The following is a 16,485-nucleotide window of genomic DNA, read 5'->3' as shown; positions in this document are numbered from 1 at the left end:
ACTCAGGCCGGCTTGAAGCCGCCACCGACGGCCTTGTACAGGGACAACCAGGCCGACAGGCCCTCTCGTTGCAGTTGCTGCTGCAGATGGCGCGCGCTCAGGGTCAGCCGGCGCTGCTCGTCCAGTTCCGTGGCGCTTGCCAGGCCGTGCCGCCAACGCTGCTCGGTGCCCTTGAGCGCCTTCTCGTAGTGGTCCAGGCTGGTCTGAGCGGCCTCGGCGCGCGCCGACTGGGCAGCCAGGCGCAGCAGGGACTCCTCCACTTCCCGAACGGCCTGAGCGGCGGCCGCACGCCAAGCTGCCTCGGCCTGGCGCCAGCGCGCCTGCGCGGCCTCGGCCTCGACCCGGCGCGCGCCGCCATCCAGCAGAGGCAGGCTCAGCTGCGGCCCCAGGGCCCAGCCGCGGTTCTCGTCGCGCTCCGCGCCCAGCTTCACGCCGGCCACGCTGATGCTGCCCAGCAGCTGCAGCTGGGGATAGCGCGCTGCCTGCGCGGCCCCCGCTTCAGACCAGGCCGCCAGGGCCTGGGCCCGCGCGGCGATCAGGTCGGGGCGCTGCTGCAAGGCCTCGGCGGGCACCGTCGGCAAAGCGAAGGCCGGCAAGGCCGGCAGCCGGGCACGACCAGCGCTGAGCTGGGCGCGCAGCGCGGTCTCGTCCAGCCCCGTCGCTGCGACCAGGGCCTTGACCAGGGTGTCCAGTTCCAGCTGCTGAGCCAGGCGGCGCTGGCGGGTCTCCGCAGCAGCGCCAGCCAGCAAGGCCTGCTGGGCCGGCGTTTCCAGACCCGCGCGCTGGCGCTGGGCAGCCTGGGCGGCCAGGCGTTCGGTGATCTGCTCCTCTTCCTGGGCCAGCGCCTGGGCCTGCTCGGCGCTGCGCAGGCCCAGGTAGAGCTGGGCGACCTCGACCATCAGGCTCAGCCGCACGGCCTGCAGCTCCCACTGCGCGGCCTCGGCTCTCTGGGCCAGAGCGCGGGACTGCTGGCGCACCCGAGCGAACAAATCCAGCTCCCAGCTGGCGTCGAATTGGGCCAGGCCCTGGGTCATGGCCTGGCTGCCGGCAGGCTGGACAGGGCGGGTGCGCTGGAGCTGCAGCAGGCCCTGGGCGCGCGGGCCGCCGGGATCCATGCCCGCCAGCGCGCGGACCTCGTCCCGCCGGGCCACGGCCTGCTGCAGGCTGGGCGACTGGGACTGGACCGCGTCCAGCAGGAAGCGCAGGGTGGGGTCGGCGGCCTGCAGCCAGTCCGCCAGCGGGCCGGCAGCGGCCGGCGGAGGCGCGCTGTGCCAGGTAGCTGGCACGGCGGCCTGCGATGGCTGCGGCGGGGCCTGCACAGCGCAGGCACCCAGCAAGCAGCTCACCACCACCGGCAGCGTTGCCCGCGCCAGCCACGGCGCATTCGAGTTCAGCGAAGGTTCACGCATCTGTGCCCTTTTCATGCCATTTTTGGGTTCTTGAAACGACTGCTTCGTCTTCTTGCTTTATTGACTGCACGACTGTCTCGCTGCAGGCCTGGACCCGCCCCGCCCTTTTGCGGCGGGCGGCTTCGGCCTGGATCAAGGCCTGCCCATAGCAGACCAGGGTGTCCAGCACCTCATCGAGCGCCCCCGCCGCCCGCACCGTGCCAGGGGCGAGCGCTTCCATGTAGTCCGCCGAGGTCCAGTAGTCCTGCACCAGGGCCATCAAAGCAAAGCCCAGGCGGTGGACACCCTCATCGACCCTGGGCAGTTCCAGTCGAGCAGCCAGCGCGGTGCTCAGTCGATCGTGAAACGGCTGCATGAAGGCCATGCAGACTTCGTCCCCCACTGGCGTGGGATCCGACAGCTCGCGCCCCCAGACGCGCATCAGGTCCACCAGGCCGGAATCAGCCCGGCGCAAGGGCGCGATGAAGGCGCCGTACAGCAGCCGCAGCCAGGCCTCCAGGGACCGCTGGGCACCGTCCTGCCAGGGTATGCCTTGAATGATGGACTCCAGCGGGCGGACCAATGCCTCGCTGTACAGGCCTTGCTTGTCGCCAAAGTAGTACTTGATCATGCCGATATTGGCCCCAGCGGCCTGGCAGATCTCGCGGGTGCTGGCCTTGTCGAAGCCCTTGGCGCCAAAGATGCGCAGCGCCTCCCGCAGGAGGCGTTCGCGCGTGCCGGCCTCGGGGGTGGGCGGTCCCGCGTTCTGTCCGTACTCCTGTCCGTACTCCTGTCCGTACTCCTGGCCGTGTGCCTGGTCATGCGCCCGGTCATGCCCTTGCCCGCGCTCCGGGTCATGCGGCAGCGTGGCCGGCTCAGGCTCAAGACCCGGGGCATTGGACGAGGCGACTGACGGGGAGGTGGGCAGGGTACCGGACATGGGCCCGGATTCTAGGGGGCATTAATCAATCGATTGATTAACCCCAAATCATGGCAAGGCATCGATTCCTGGCGAACAGATGCACCGGTCTGGTGCGCATGAGGCCTTGGGATGGCCTTCAAACCACCAGTTCCTCACCGCGCCCGCCCTTTCCGGCGGCGGCAAGGAACCCGGGCGGCGCAGATCGCGGATTGCCGCCCTCCACAGGATTGTCGCCCTCCGCCTCAGGAACCCTTGTCAGCAGACCTTTCACCAGCAAGCGGCGGCGGCGATCGCCCGTCCTGCCCGGACGCTGAAGCAAGCACCGTTCAGGGCGGCGAGGCAGGCTGGAAGCGGTTCAGCAGGGCGGCATGGCGCTGGGGCCAGGCCTGCAACTCGCGGGCATCGCCCTCCAACACCTCGCGCACAAAGGCCAGGGTCAGCTCACGCGTCGCAGCCTTGACCCGCGGGTTGAGCTCGACACCGCCCGTGCCGCTGCGATCGGTAAAGATGCTGTGCGAGCCGCCCTTGAAGACGGCCAAGGCCTTGGACGGGCCGCCGGTGGCCTCGAAGACCTGCAGGCGGTCGCTGGCGGGCGAGTAGTAGCCGGGGATGCGGATCACGTCCTCCGTGGCCGTCACGTGCAGTGTGGGGATGCGTACGCCGGCCAGGATGCGCTGCGGGTCAGACTCACCATAGAAGGGCGGCGCCGAGATCACGATGGCCGCGCGCAGGCGCGGCTCGGCCAGGTCCAGCACCTGTCCCTGACGCTGCACCTGGGCGCCGGCCAGCAGCAGGGTGGTGTTGGCGCCATAGGAATGGCCGGCGGCGATGATGGCGTCCCGGCGGATCTGCGGGCTGTGCTCGCCGGCCAGCAGTTGGTCCAGGGCGAAGCGGACATCTCGGACGCGGTTGAGGGCCTCGTCTTCCTGCGCCGCCCCCTGCAGGCGCCCCACCAGCTGCAGGGGATTGCCTGACCAAACGCTGCGGTCCGAGCCCACATGCTGCACATGCAGGGCGGCCATGCCCTGCGAGGCCCAGTAGGCGCCCAGATAGCTGTAGCCCCGGCGCGAGCCGCCGATGCCATGAGAGAAGACCACCAGCGGGACCGGCGCACTCGCCGCAGCCGCCTCGGGCCAGTAGAGGCGCACCGGCACGGCGCGAGAGCGGCTTGTGTCGACCCAGTCGAAATCCTGGGTCCGGACGCCCGGCAGCAAGGCCAGCTCGGCGGCGCCAAGCACAGGGGCCGATGCCGCCTGAGCCTCAGCCGCCGCGGGGTGCCGGGACTCGGGATGCCAGGCCTGCGCGCCCCAGGCACCCAGCAGGGCCGCCACGACCGACGCACCGACCAGCAACTTCCGAATCCCTGGTTTCAAGGCCCGCATGCTCATGCTCCCACTTCCACCATCACGTCCAGATACCGGCCAGACATCGGCCGCCCATCGGTCCACCAGCTTGACAGCCGGCGCCGGACACGGCCGAAGGTCATGGGCAATGAGGGGGCGACGGCGTGGATTCAGACACATCTTGCCTGGGCTGCGTCGGCCGGGCCGGTGCTCAAGACCGGAGACCGCCTTCGACGCAAAGGTCCGCAGCCCGTCCTGGCGACGGGACACCCGCCGCTCAGAACAGCTCGATGTCGCTGTGCTGTTCCTGTTCCTTCATCTCGCCCACACGGACCAGCTCTGCATGGCTGTGCACCTGGTTGCGGCCGTGGGACTTGGCGTGATAGACGGCCTTGTCCGCGCGCTCGAAGGCACTGGCCGGGGTATCGCCGCCACGGACCTCGGTGAAGCCGACGCTGACGGTGATCTGGCCGACCTGGGGAAAGGTGTAGGACTCGGTGTTGTGACGCAGGCGCTCGAAGGCATGGGCGGCATCGGGCTCGTCGGCACAGCGCATCAGCACCACGAACTCCTCGCCGCCGAAGCGGTAGAGCAGATCGTTGAAGCGAAAGCTGTTGCGCATGAGGCGCGAGAGCAGCAGCAGGACTTCATCGCCGATCAGGTGGCCGAAGCGATCGTTGACCTGCTTGAAGTGGTCGATGTCGATCACACCCAGCCACCAGTGAGGGTGAGAAGACTCATGGCGCCGGCCGTCGTCCGCCTGCACATTGCTGAGGCTCGGGGGCAGCTCGCTGACGGCCTTGAGAAAGCTCTCGTCGAAGGTCTTGCGATTGAGCAGGCCGGTGAGGGTGTCCCGCTCGCTGTAGTCCAGCAGGCCCTGGAAGTTGTGGTAAATGCGCAGGATGCTGCCCACCGTGCGCTGTTCTGAAGGCGTCAGCAGCTCCAGGGAACGCACCTCCAGCACGCCGATGACCTCGCGGTCGGTCTGCAGGGGAAAGAGCGTCTCGTGGTGCCCGCCCTCCAGCACGCTCTGCAGGATGGTGCGGCTCTCCAGACACAGCTGGCGCTCCGGAAAGGCGTCCAGCGGGGGAAGACGGCCGGGCTCGGTCCAGAGCGAGTCGGCGGTGGCGACGGCGTCCTCGGCGGCCAGGCGGGCCCGGGTCAGCCAGCGCTGCTGGCCGGGCTCCCCGACGCAGCGGTAGATGGCCACGGAGACCGGCTCCAGCAGGTCGCGGAGGGCAGAGACCAAGGTGACGTCCATGACGTCACGGTCCCGGAACCCGGTCAACTCCGCCAGATGCTCAACGACTTCGGACATGACTGCCTGTCAGGACGCTCCGGGCCCGGAGGCCGTCAGGATGCGAGGTGCTTGGTCAAGGGCAGCCTGGGATCAGGCGGCCGCATTTTCCTCGGCAGTGTAGCGAGCAATGAGGCTCAGCAGCAGATCCTCGTCATAGGGCTTGCCCAGATAGTCGTCCACACCCAACTCATGCGCATAGTCGCGATGCTTCTGCGCGATCCGCGAGGTGATCATGATCACCGGCAGGGCCTTGAGGCGCGGATCGGCACGCAGATTGCGGACCAGGTCGAAGCCGTCCATGCGCGGCATCTCGATGTCCGAGAGCACCACTCCTGGCAGTTCATCCGCGGCCAGCTGCTCCATGGCATCCAGGCCGTCCTTGGCCAGCTTGACGCGATAGCCTTCGCGCTCCAGCAGACGCTGGGTGACGCGACGCACGGTCAGCGAGTCGTCAACCACCAGCACCAGCGGCGGCAGCTTCTCCTCGACCACCACGGAAGCCTGTGCCGCCAGGGCTTCGGCATCGGCGCGGACCAGGGCCTGCGCATGCTCGCCGTAGACGTTGGCCAGGGCCACCGGGTTGTAGATCAGGGCCACGTCGCCCGAGGCCAGCAAGCTGATGCCGGCCAGACCCGGCACATGGATCAGCTGCGGGCCCAGGTTCTTGACCACGACTTCCTGGTTGCCGATCACTTCGTCCACATGCAGGGCGACACGCTGGTGAGCGCTTCGCACCAGCACCACCGAGGCAGTGCGGCCATGGATGTGCCCGCGCTCGCCGGCCTGCAGCAGGCCGCCCAGCCAGTACATGGGCACGGTCATCTCGCCCAGGCGCAGTTCGCCGGCTTCGTAGCCCTTCTCGACCTGGGCCGGCGGCAGGCGCAGCACGGAGTCGATCAGGTTGGCGGGCACGGCCACGACCAGCTCGCCACAGCGCAGCTGCACGACCTGGGTCAGCGCGGTGGTCAGGGGCACGCGCAGCGCGAAGCTGGTGCCCATGCCTTCGCGGCTCTGGGTCTCGACGTAGCCGCCCAGGGTGTTGACCTCGGAGCGGACCACGTCCATGCCGACGCCGCGACCGGCCAGCTCGGTCACCTCGTGGGCGGTCGAGAAGCCGGGCGAGAAGATCAGGCCCATCAACTGCTCGTCGCTGAGCTGGGCATCTGCCTTGATCAGGCCCTGGCTGATGCCGCGCTCGCGGATGCGGGGCAGGTTGAGGCCGGCGCCGTCGTCGGTGAAGCGCAGCACGACCTCGTTGCCTTCCTGCGCCAGCTGCACATGGATGTGGCCGACCGCCGGCTTGCCCGCGGCCTCGCGCTTCTCGGGGGACTCGATGCCGTGGATCACGCTGTTGCGCAGCAGGTGTTCGAAGGCCCCGATCAGGCGCTCCAGCACCGAGCGGTCCAGCTCGACATGGCCGCCGGAGATCTCCAGCTGCACCTGCTTGCCCACCTCACGGGAGGCCTGGCGGACCACGCGGTGCATGCGCTCGGCCAGGGACTCGAACTCCACCATCCGGGTCCGCAACAGGTCATCCTGCAGCTCACGAGTCAGACGCGACTGGCCCGCCAGCTCATCCTCACCCAGTTGCACATTGCGCAGCAGGCTTCGCTGCACGGTGGCCACGTCGTTCACCGACTCGGCCATCATGCGGGTCAGTTCCTGGAAGCGTGTGTAGCGGTCGAATTCCAGCGGATCGAAGTCGCGACCCAGCTGTTTGGCCACCTCTCGGCTGGAGCCCATCTGGGCTTCGGCCTGCACTTCCAGCTCACGAAGCTGGGCGCGCAGACGTTCCAGGTTGTCCTCCAGGTCGACCAGGGCGGTCTTCATCGCGCCCAGCTCGCCTTCCAGGCGGGCGCGACGGATGGACACTTCCCCAGCCTGCGTGGCCATGCGCTCCAGCACCGGGCCGCGCACACGCACCACGGACTGGGCCTGGGACAGCATGGCGCTGTCGGATTCCAGTTCCTTGCCTGAGGCGAACTGTGCCCAGTCAATGGGCTTGCTGAGCACCGACGTCGGCGCGGCCACCACCACGGGCGGCAGATCACCAAAGGCGGAGCGCAGCTCGTCGGGCACAGACTCCGCCGGCAGGGCCTGGACGGCCGCTTCAGGCAGCAACGCATCGGCCGGCACCTGCTCGCTGAGGGCTTCAGCAGCGGTGGCCGCCAAGGCGAGGCCGCCCTGTTCGACCAGGGTCTCGACGGCAGGGGCGTCAATCGCGGCACCGCCTTCGAGGCTGTCGAGGCTTTCGGGAAGGGCCTCGGAAAGGGGCTCGGAAAGGGGCTCGGCAGCGACGGCTTCCTGCGCCTCGCTCGGGGCGGCAGCCTCCATCACAGAGACGGGCTCGACAGGCGCCGCGGCGGCCGGTGCCACCACGGCAGCTGGTGCTGGTGCAGCGCCGCCCTTGAGGCGATCACGCAGGCGTTCGAAAGCAGCCTCCAGGCCATCGGCGTCGTCCTGCAGAGCCATCACGCCACCGGCGTTGATGTCTGCATCGGCCAGCAGGCGCTCGATGGACGACTCCAGTTGGTGGGCCAGCTCGCCCAGCTGCATGGCACCGGCAAGGCGCGCACCGCCCTTGAAGGTGTGCAGATGCCGCATGCAGGCGGCAGCACGGCTGGCGTCGCCCGGGGCGGCCTGCCATTCGCGCATCGCGGCATGCAGGCTGCGCAGGAGGTCGTCGGCCTCTTCCTCGAAGATGGGGAAGAGCTCGTCGTCGATGTGATCTGCCTCACCCACCGGGAATTCCTCGGCGGCATGCGGCGTAGGCACCTCGGCGGGCACCTCGGCCAGCGCCGTCGGCTCGTCCACCAGCGCCGGCAGGGCATCCCCCGAAAGCTCGGCCATCTCGGCCTGCAACTCATCGGTGGAGACCAGGGCCGCCAGCTGGTCGTAATCGCTGTCGGTGGTATCGGCCAGGGGATCGCGACGGTCCAGCGGCTCGTAGGCTTGCAAGGCCTCGATCAGACCGGGTTCCACCGGCTTCAGGAAACCGGCGGCGAACTGGTGCAGCAGGCGGCGGATGTCCTCGGCCGCGCGGACAAAGGTCTCGGCATCGGTCTCGGTGTAACGGCCGGCCAGGGCGGCGCGCTCCAGCGCATGCTCCAGCGCGCGGGCAAGTTCAGAGAGATCTTCATAGCCCACGGTGGCCGCATTGCCGGCCAGCTTGTGGGCCATGGCCTCGCAGGCGGAGGGCACGGTGTCGGCCAGTTGCAGCGACCACTCGGACAGCTCTGTGCCCAGGCGACGGGACACCTCGTCCGCCTCGTTCAGGAAGATGTTGAACAGGCTGATGCTGATGCGCAGCGGGCCGATGACCTTGACGCTTTCGTCGTCGCCGGTTTCATCATCCAGTGTGTGGCCTGCGTCCTGTGCGGGCACGCCCTCGGGGGCCAGGTTCTGGCCCTGGTCGCTGACCAGGGTGAGCTGGGGCACGGCGTGGGGGGCCAGGTCCTGCGCCGCGGCGTCCAGCGTGTCCGGCAAGGTCGGGACCTCGAGCGCCGGGACTGCCGCCACGGCTTCTGCAACCTCCGCGACCGCCTCGCCGGAGACGAGATCCGCCGCGACTTCGGCAGGGGACTCGGCGAAGGCCTCAGTGGGCAGTTCTTTGGGCAGTTCTTTGGGCAGTTCTTCGGGCAATTCCGTGGGCAACTCCGCGGGCAGCCCCAGCGCCAGCTCGGTCAGTTCCGGTAGTTCGGCCGGCAGCTCAGCCGGCCTCTCCTGTGCATCCAGCGCCAGGGCCTCGCCTGCGTCCAGCAGGGCGGGCATTTCCAGCACCTCGATGCCGGAGGGATGCAGGGCGATGTCTTCGCCCGATGCCTGCGCCTCGGCAGCCAGCTCGGCAGACTCTGCGGCCTCGGCCAAGGGCAGTTCGAAAGCCGGCAGCGCGTCGTCGCTCAAGGACTGCGGCTCCACCACCGGCAGGGCCAGCGTCGGCGTCTCGTCGGGGCTGAGGGCCTGCAGCGCAGGCTCGGGCAAGCTCACCTCGCCCAGCTCTTCCATCAGCGCCAGGTCGAGCACGGGCTCGGCGGGCGCCGCCACTTGAACAGCTTCCAGCGGCACTTCCAGGTCCAGGTGCAGCAAGGGCTCGTCCAGGCCAGTGGCCGACGGCAGGTCCTCGGTACCCAGGCGCAAGGTGCTGTCGACTTCGTCTTCCGGAGCCGTCTCCGTGCTGAACTCGGCAGCGGGCAGGTCCAGGTTCAGGACCAAGGGCTCCAGCGCCTCGGCAGACGCGGGCGGAGCCATCTCCAGTGGCATGGGCTCGGTGGCCAAGGGCTCGGGTTCCGCCGCGGCCTCAACGATGGTCGGCAGCTCGGTCGGCAGCTCGGTGGAGATGGCGGCATCAAGCGACAACTCGGGAACGGCTCCCGGCAGGGCTTCGTCGCTGAGCACCGGCATCTCGATGACCTCGCCCAGCTCGGGCAGCTCGTCAAGCGACAGGGCCTCACCCAGTTCGGGCAGCGACAAGGACACGTCCGCCAGCTCGGGCGCGGCCAAGGCCTCCGCAGACGACAGATCCAGCGACAGGTCGGGCACCGCCTCGACCTGTGCGACAGGGATGTCGATGTCCAGCGGCATCTCGGCGGCAAGCGAACCGCTGTCTTGCAGAGATTCGGGCAGCAACTCGGACACAGGCTGCGGCACGGGCTCCGGCATCAGGTCCCGATCCACTTCGGTCACCACGAAGGCCGGCGGCAACTCGGCCGGCACCACCAGCTCGGCTTCGGCGGCGTCGGCCGTCTCGCTGCTCACGGGCAGGAACTCGCCGCGCAGGCGCAGGGCGTCGGCGCTCAGGCGCAGCGGTGCCGCGCTGTGGCGGCCGAAGCGCTGGTCAGCGATGTCGGACACCCAGGCGTCGAAATACTCCAGGGCCTGGTGGGTGAAGTCCAGCAGGGCCTTGTCGGCACCGCGCTGCTCGGACAGGCGGGCGTTGTAGAGCTGTTCGCACGCCCAGCCCGCTTCGCCGAATTCATTGAGGCCCACCATGCGTGAGCTGCCCTTGAGCGTATGAAAGGCACGGCGCACCGTGGTCATGTGCTCGAGGTTCTGGCTCTGTTCACCCAAGGCCTGCAAGGCCTCGCGGGCGGTCTGGCAGACTTCCTCGGCCTCGGCCAGGAAGATCTCCAGCATCTCCTGGTCCAGGGCGGCAGGGTCTTCGGGGATGGGGGCGCTGACCGGCGGCAGCTCAGGCACGACCGGCGTGCGAGCGGCGACCAGCTCGTTGAGGGACTGCGCCGCCTGGGCTCTGGCCTCCTCGGCTTCGGCAGGGGCGTCGGCGCCCTGGGTGCTCTCCGGACGCACGGCGTCGAGCATCTGCTTGGCAGACTGTGCCGCCTCGGCCACCGAGACCTCGTCTGCAGCACGGGCCTGCAGGGCGATGCGCTCCAGGCTGCGGGCCAGGTCCTCGGCCGGAATCTCGCCTGCGGCCACGGCAGCGGCGGCGGCTTGCACCTGACTCAGCAAATCGGCGGAATTGGGGACGGCAACCGGTGCCGCCTTCTGGCGACGGACCTCGGAATTGAGGCTGCCCCGGCTCTCGTCGAAGTGGAACATGCGCTTGGCCAGCTGCGGCTGCACGCTGAGCATGTCGATGAGGAAGCCCAGGGCGCCCAGGTTGTTGGCCAGGCGGTCGAAGATCTCCTTCGGTCCGGGCAGGCTGGGGTCCACCTCGGTATTGGCCAGGGAGTCGATCTCGTCGCGCATGCGCACGCAGGCCAGCGCGGCCTGGTCCATGCCCAGCACGCTCAGCACGCCGCGCATGCTCTGCAGCTGACCCGGGACGGGAATCAGGACCTCGCGCTTGGCGGGGTCGCGGAAGTATTCGTCGATCTGGCGCTCGATCTCGGTCAGGCTGGCGCGCAACTCATGGACCACGCTGCCCAGGGTCTGGCGGTCCGATACGCGACGGTACAGGTCCTCCATCCAGACTTCGAGCTCCTCGGGCGCCTCGCCGCGGGCCACCGAGGACACGCGGCGGGCCAGCGCACGCACGCGCTCGGCCTGCTCGGGCTGGTCGAAGGCGGCGTCTTCCAGCGCGGCTTCGATGTAGAGGATGGCCGTGGCCACTTCCATGGCCAGATGCGGCGCCGGCGGCTGGTTGGAGCGCAGCGTGGCCACGACGGCCCGCTGCAGCACCTCGCCCAGCACAGCGCCTTCCGGGAAGAGCTGGGCCAGGGATTCGGACAGGGCCGTGAACTGCTCGCTCAAGCTGCCCAGGCGGTGCGATTCGCCCTCGGCGGCCGAGGACCACCCTTCCTTGGCGGCATGCACACGACGCTTGGCCTGCGCCACCCAGTTGGGGTCAATGCGCCCCAGGCTATGGTCTTCGTAGTCACCAGAGGCTGCGGACTCCAGGTGATAGGCCGCACGTACCGCATGCAGGCGCGGTGCCTGGCTGGGCTGAGCGGGCACACGGGCCTGCGCACAGAAGAAGAGCAGGTCCTGACCCAGGCGGTCGGAGACACTCACCTCGCCGCTGCTGCCGGCACGCAGCTGGGACAGCAGGCGCGAGCCGAGTCGCTTGGCGTAGTTGTCGGTCTGCAGCAGGCCCTGGGCCTGGGCTTCGAACTGGGCCGAAGCCAGGCGCCACAGGGTGCGGGACTGCAGGTCGTGGGCGGAGGCGCCCAGGCCCGCGCAAAGCTCGCTCAGCAAGCGCGCATGACTGGGTGCCGGTGCCCGCATCTGCTTGAGCAGGGCCGATTCGAAAACATTGCGGACAGCGTCAGGGCGCAGTCCGGAGACGGGCGGGAAGGTCGAGACCTCGCGCCAGGCCCATTCGTGATGCCACAGATCGGCCGGATGCACGCGCTCGGCCTGCGCCAGCTCGGACAGCTCGCGATAGGCCGGGAACAGGGCCAGGGTGGACACGGCATTGCCGGCCAGCATGCGGGTGATCAGCGAGAGCAGCGCGAAATGCGCGCGCTCGACCGCCTCCACCGCCTGTTGGTCCAGGTTCTGCGGGGCGTTCGCCAGGTGGCGCAGCGCACGCTCGCTGGCACCCAGCAGCTTGGCGCCGGCCGGCAGGCCGACCACTGACACCACGCCCACCAGCTGGTGCAGCTGGGCCGCGGCTGCATCGATCAGCTGGTGCGGGCCCTGGGGCTCGCCACCCAGCATCAAGGTGCTGCGGCTTTCATTGTCACGCAGCACACGACGCAGGGTCTTGTGCACTGACTCCAGGGAGCGGCGCAATTCCTCCTGCACCCAGGCCAGGGGGCTGAGGTCCGCGGGGAACTCGGAATCGCGCGGGAAATCCATGCCGGGTCTTGCCTTCTAGATCTGTTGTGTTGCTGTGGGCGGCAGGGCGATCACTCGACCTTGAATCGCGACACCGACTGCTTCAGGGCCTCGGCAGAGCGCGACAGCTCGTGCACCATCTGGGCGGTGGAGCGCGTGCCCTCACCCGTCTGCTCGGTCACGGCAAAGATGTGCTGGATGTTGGATGCCACGTCATTGGCAGAGCGTGCTTCGTTCACAGCGGACTCGGAAATGCGAGCGATCAGCTCGTCCAGGCGGCGGGACACCTCGTTGATCTCCTCCAGCGCATGGCCGGCGGCATCGGACAGCTTGGTACCCTGCACCACCCCCAGCGTGGAACGCTCCATGGCGGCCACGGCATCCTGGGTGTCGGTCTGAATGGTCTTCACCAAGGCAGCAATTCGGCGGGTTGCATCGCCGGAGCGTTCTGCCAGGCGCTGCACTTCTTCCGCCACCACCGAGAAGCCACGACCCGCTTCACCAGCCGACGCAGCCTGGATGGCGGCGTTCAGTGCCAGCACGTTGGTCTGTTCGGTAATGTCAGAGATCAGCTCGGTAATTTCGCCAATTTCCTGCGAGGACTCACCCAGGCGCTTGATGCGCTTGGAGGTTTCCTGGATGTGCTCGCGGATCTGGTTCATACCGCCGATGTTGTTCTCCATCGCCTGCTTGCCCTGCTCGGCCGCTTCACGCGACTGGCGGGCCACCTCAGCTGTCTGCTGGGCCTGCGAGGACACCTGGTTGATGCGCTCCGCCATCTGCAGCACCGCCTCGCCGGTAGCGCGGATCTCATGCAGCTGTTCGGTGGAGGCAGCCAGCAGCTCGGTGGAGGTCTGGTCAACCTGGCCGGTCGTTTCCGTCACCCGTGCCGCCGTGGACTGCACCTGGGTCACCAGGTTGCGCAGCTCTTCCACGGTGTAGTTCACCGAGTCGGCGATGGCGCCCGTGATGTCTTCCGTCACCGTGGCCTGTTGGGTCAAGTCACCTTCAGCGACCGACTGCAGTTCGTTCATCAGTCGCAGAATGGCGGCCTGGTTGGCGTCATTGACGCGCTTGGCCTCTTGCTCCTGCTGCTCGGCCAGCTTTCGCTGCTCTTCAGCCATCTGGGTACGGTGGGCCTGTTCCGCCACATACAGGCGCAGGAAGCCCACGGCACCCGCCACCAGGGCGACCAGGGAGCCTGCCATCAGCAGCAGCAGCAGGGGGCTGGTACCGCCCGAGGCTTCCAGCTGCTGACCGGCCTGGTCCAGGCCCTTTCGCAGCGGTTCGCTGTCGGCCAGGATGGCCGCCTGGGCTTCACGGGCGGAGGCCAGGCCCGGCATATTGCTCAGAATGGCCGAGGCCTGACCGCGGGTCTCCTCGAACTGCTTGAGCAGTGCGGCAAGGCGTTCGCGCATCTGCGGATTGCCCACGGCCTTGAGGCCCAGCTCCGAATTGCCCTTGAGCAAGGCCTCGTTGATCTCGCGGAAGGTGTTCAGGTCCTTGCCCAGCAGGAACACAGCCTCGGCGTTCACACCTTCCTGCGTCAGGAATTCGTTGGCGCTCTTGCCGATGCGCTGGGTCAGCATGACCATCTGGCCCACGGCGGCGATTTCCACCGCCGAGCTGTTTTGCTGCAGCGCCAGCGAAGACACGGCCTCAGCGCTTTCCAGCAGGTCGGAGGACTGGCGGTTAATCGTGCGCAGAGCGGCACCCACCTGCGTCAGGATCTTTTCCTGGCCCAGCACCAGCTTGGCGTTCTTCTCGGCCGCGGTCACCTTGGGGGCAAGGTTCTCCAGGGTCTGCAACGCATCGCCCGAGGCCTTGGCCAGCTCACCCTCGCCGGTGCGCAGGTTGTTCACGATGCCACCCAGCACGGAGGAGCTCTCGCGCAGCTCAGCGAAGGCCTGGGTATTGCCCATGGTGGCGGTCGACACCGCCTTGGCGAGACGCTGCGACTGCATCATGGCCTGACCGGAAGCGCGCACCTGCGCCGCGGTCCGGCTGCTGTTCCACAAGTTCAGGCCCACGGTGGCCGCGGTGCCAACCAGGCCCACCGCCACCAGGGCGGTCAGGGTGCGTTGGCGCCTGACGCGGTCGGCTGCAGCGGCAGCGGCCACGGCCGTCAGCGCAGCAGCGGGGTCGGCGGCCTGTGTGTTGCCAAAGGTGGTGGTCTGGCCGAAGGTGGTGCTGCTCGCGCCGTCGGCGTACTCGTTGCCAGGCGCTGCCTGCTCGGCAGTGGGCGTGGCCTCGGAGATGATGGAAACATCAGCCTGAGGAGCTTCGACCTGGACGGTTTCAGCCCCCTCATTGGAGGAAGGCAGTGCCTCGTGATTGGCGTCGTGGAGCCCTTCGGGTGCGTGCTCACCCTCTTGCTTGCCCATGCTCTTGATCTTGTCCAGGAAGCTCATCTGACCCTCTGACGTCTGTTGGATAGCGTGAAAGACGCGCGGCCGTCTCGCGTTCGGCCGGCGCTGCAGGTTTAGGCGACGATGCGCAGGAATTGTTCGTGCTTGGCCAAAGCCTCGAGGTCGAGCACCTGCCAGCTACGGCCTTGCTCGTCCTTCAGGCGCGCACCGGCAAACCGGGGCCTCGCGCCAGCTTCGCCCGCATCGGGATCGGGGCTCAGTTGTTCATCCGAACGCAGGCCCAGCAGACGATCCACCAGCAGGGCGCAGTTGATGTTCAGATCGGAATTCATCGCGACGAAACGGGACTGGCTGGCGTCCAGGCGGGTCCCGGGCTCGCGGGCCCCGAGAAAGGCCGCCAGATCCACCACCGTGTGCAAGCCGCCGCGCAGATTGGCCACGCCCAGCATCCAGGGCTGGGCATAGGGCACGGTCTTGAGCGGCACCGGCGAGAAGATCTCGGCCGCCTGCTTCAGCGAGAACAGCATGGCGTGGCCAGCCACCTCGACGGCGAGCCAGCTGGCGCTGCGGGTCTGTTCCCGTGCGGCCTGCATCCGCTGCGCCAGGCGCTGCTGCAGTTCACGCAGGGCTTGCTTGTTGGCCATGGTGTATCAGCCCTTGGCGCCTTCCAGCGCCTTGATCTTGGCGATCAGCTCATCGGACTTGACGGGCTTGACCACATAGTCGGATGCGCCCTGGCGCATGCCCCAGACCTTGTCGGTTTCCTGGTTCTTGCTGGTGCACATGATCACCGGCACATGGGAGAACTTGGGGTCGCGGGTGATGGCGCGGGTCAGTTGGAAGCCGTTCTGGCCCGGCATGACGACGTCCATCAGGATCAGGTCCGGCACTTCCTCGCCCAGGCGCTTCATCGCTTCCTCGCCGTTCTCGGCGGTGCGCACGGCATAGCCGCGCTTGGTCAGCAGCTCGCTCAGGTGATGGAGTTCGGTCTTGGAATCGTCGACCAGCAGAATTTTTTGGATAGTCATGGAAGCTCCTTGCTGGGTCAGGGGGGTGTCTCAGCAGCGTGTGAAGGCCACCCGCCAGCTCAGGGCTGCGAGCGATGCTGTTGCACCGCCTGCAGCAGTTGATCCTTGGTGAAGGGTTTGGTGAGGTAGTCCTGCGAGCCCACCATGCGACCCCGGGCCTTGTCGAACAGGCCGTCCTTGGAGGACAGCATGATCACCGGCACGTGGGCGAACTGCGGATTGCGCTTGATGATGGCGCAGGTCTGATAGCCGTCAAGCCGCGGCATCAAGATATCGCAGAACACCAGGTCCGGCTGATAGTCGCTGAGCTTGGACAGGGCATCGAAGCCGTCCTCCGCCAGCACGACCTCGTGACCGCCTTGCTTGAGAAAGATCTCGGCGCTGCGACGAATGGTGTTGCTGTCATCGATGACGAGCACCTTGGTCGCGGCCGTCTTGCCTTCTTGCGCTTTCCCGTCCAACCCAGCTACTCCTTCAGCGGTGGGGAACACGCTTGCAGCGTGCCATGGTCTTGTCGGCCCGTCAGATGCGGACCATTTCGAAATCTTCCTTGCGAGCGCCACACTCGGGACAGGTCCAGTTCATATCCACGTCGGCCCAGGCAGTGCCAGGGGCAATGCCATGCTCGGGATCACCCGCAGCTTCGTCATACATCCAGCCGCAGATCAGGCACATCCAGGTACTTGCTTCGCTCACGATACAGTTCTTTGCTCACTACAATGCGACGAAAGATTGTAGCCACGCCCCTCGGACGTTCTCGCGGAGCATATAGGCACAGATGCAACAGGGAACTCGGGGCTTATCCCCACTTAGACGGGCAAGCCTTGAGAATTCCGAGCACTATTGCCGACTCGATCGCCGACTCGATTGCCCACTTGATTGCCACGCCGCCCGAC

The 16,485-nt window shown here is 67.8% G+C and carries 10 protein-coding genes; all 10 read right to left on the bottom strand.

Annotated features, from left to right (window positions below; translation table 11 throughout):
* Positions 1-2: 2 nt before the first annotated feature.
* Complete coding sequence (locus tag ACS5PK_RS16370) at positions 3-1,409, bottom strand: TolC family protein (RefSeq protein WP_439441321.1); 1,407 nt, start codon at positions 1,407-1,409, stop codon at positions 3-5.
* A complete protein-coding gene (locus ACS5PK_RS16365) occupies positions 1,402-2,328 on the bottom strand; it encodes a TetR/AcrR family transcriptional regulator (protein WP_439441320.1) in 927 nt (308 codons plus the stop codon). Before ACS5PK_RS16365 ends, ACS5PK_RS16370 begins: the two co-directional genes overlap by 8 nt.
* Before the next feature lie 308 nt (positions 2,329-2,636).
* Positions 2,637-3,683 carry an alpha/beta hydrolase family protein gene (locus ACS5PK_RS16360; RefSeq protein ID WP_439441319.1) on the bottom strand — a complete coding sequence of 349 codons (1,047 nt, stop codon included), beginning with the start codon at positions 3,681-3,683 and terminating at the stop codon, positions 2,637-2,639.
* 247 nt (positions 3,684-3,930) lie between these two features.
* On the bottom strand, positions 3,931-4,971 hold the full coding sequence (locus tag ACS5PK_RS16355; protein ID WP_439441318.1) for a GGDEF domain-containing protein: 1,041 nt from the start codon (positions 4,969-4,971) through the stop codon (positions 3,931-3,933).
* A 72-nt stretch (positions 4,972-5,043) separates the two neighbouring features.
* Positions 5,044-12,213: an Hpt domain-containing protein gene (locus ACS5PK_RS16350; RefSeq protein ID WP_439441317.1), complete on the bottom strand. Its 7,170-nt coding sequence runs from the start codon at positions 12,211-12,213 to the stop codon at positions 5,044-5,046.
* Positions 12,214-12,263: 50 nt separating this feature from the next.
* Positions 12,264-14,603, bottom strand: a complete 2,340-nt coding sequence (locus tag ACS5PK_RS16345; protein WP_439441316.1) for a methyl-accepting chemotaxis protein — start codon at positions 14,601-14,603, stop codon at positions 12,264-12,266.
* 71 nt (positions 14,604-14,674) lie between these two features.
* Positions 14,675-15,205: a chemotaxis protein CheW gene (locus ACS5PK_RS16340; protein WP_439441315.1), complete on the bottom strand. Its 531-nt coding sequence runs from the start codon at positions 15,203-15,205 to the stop codon at positions 14,675-14,677.
* Positions 15,206-15,211: 6 nt separating this feature from the next.
* Positions 15,212-15,589 carry a response regulator gene (locus tag ACS5PK_RS16335; RefSeq protein WP_439441314.1) on the bottom strand — a complete coding sequence of 126 codons (378 nt, stop codon included), beginning with the start codon at positions 15,587-15,589 and terminating at the stop codon, positions 15,212-15,214.
* Between the two features lie 59 nt (positions 15,590-15,648).
* Positions 15,649-16,050, bottom strand: a complete 402-nt coding sequence (locus ACS5PK_RS16330) for a response regulator (RefSeq protein WP_439441313.1) — start codon at positions 16,048-16,050, stop codon at positions 15,649-15,651.
* Between the two features lie 61 nt (positions 16,051-16,111).
* Complete coding sequence (locus ACS5PK_RS16325) at positions 16,112-16,264, bottom strand: rubredoxin (protein ID WP_183105391.1); 153 nt, start codon at positions 16,262-16,264, stop codon at positions 16,112-16,114.
* Between the last annotated feature and the right edge of the window lie 221 nt (positions 16,265-16,485).

Source organism: Roseateles sp. DB2, assembly GCF_051857535.1.
Taxonomy (GTDB): domain Bacteria; phylum Pseudomonadota; class Gammaproteobacteria; order Burkholderiales; family Burkholderiaceae_C; genus Roseateles_B.
The sequence above is the reverse complement of the archived record's forward strand: the minus strand, read 5'-3'. Positions and strand labels throughout refer to the sequence as shown.

Excerpts from the sequence above, each read along its gene's own strand:
- ACS5PK_RS16370 (WP_439441321.1), bottom strand. The coding sequence starts at position 1,409 with ATGCGTGAACCTTCGCTGAACTCGAATGCGCCGTGGCTGGCGCGGGCA.
- ACS5PK_RS16365 (WP_439441320.1), bottom strand. The coding sequence starts at position 2,328 with ATGTCCGGTACCCTGCCCACCTCCCCGTCAGTCGCCTCGTCCAATGCC.
- ACS5PK_RS16355 (WP_439441318.1), bottom strand. The coding sequence starts at position 4,971 with ATGTCCGAAGTCGTTGAGCATCTGGCGGAGTTGACCGGGTTCCGGGAC.
- ACS5PK_RS16350 (WP_439441317.1), bottom strand. The coding sequence starts at position 12,213 with ATGGATTTCCCGCGCGATTCCGAGTTCCCCGCGGACCTCAGCCCCCTG.
- ACS5PK_RS16345 (WP_439441316.1), bottom strand. The coding sequence starts at position 14,603 with ATGAGCTTCCTGGACAAGATCAAGAGCATGGGCAAGCAAGAGGGTGAG.
- ACS5PK_RS16340 (WP_439441315.1), bottom strand. The coding sequence starts at position 15,205 with ATGGCCAACAAGCAAGCCCTGCGTGAACTGCAGCAGCGCCTGGCGCAG.
- ACS5PK_RS16335 (WP_439441314.1), bottom strand. The coding sequence starts at position 15,589 with ATGACTATCCAAAAAATTCTGCTGGTCGACGATTCCAAGACCGAACTC.
- ACS5PK_RS16325 (WP_183105391.1), bottom strand. The coding sequence starts at position 16,264 with ATGTGCCTGATCTGCGGCTGGATGTATGACGAAGCTGCGGGTGATCCC.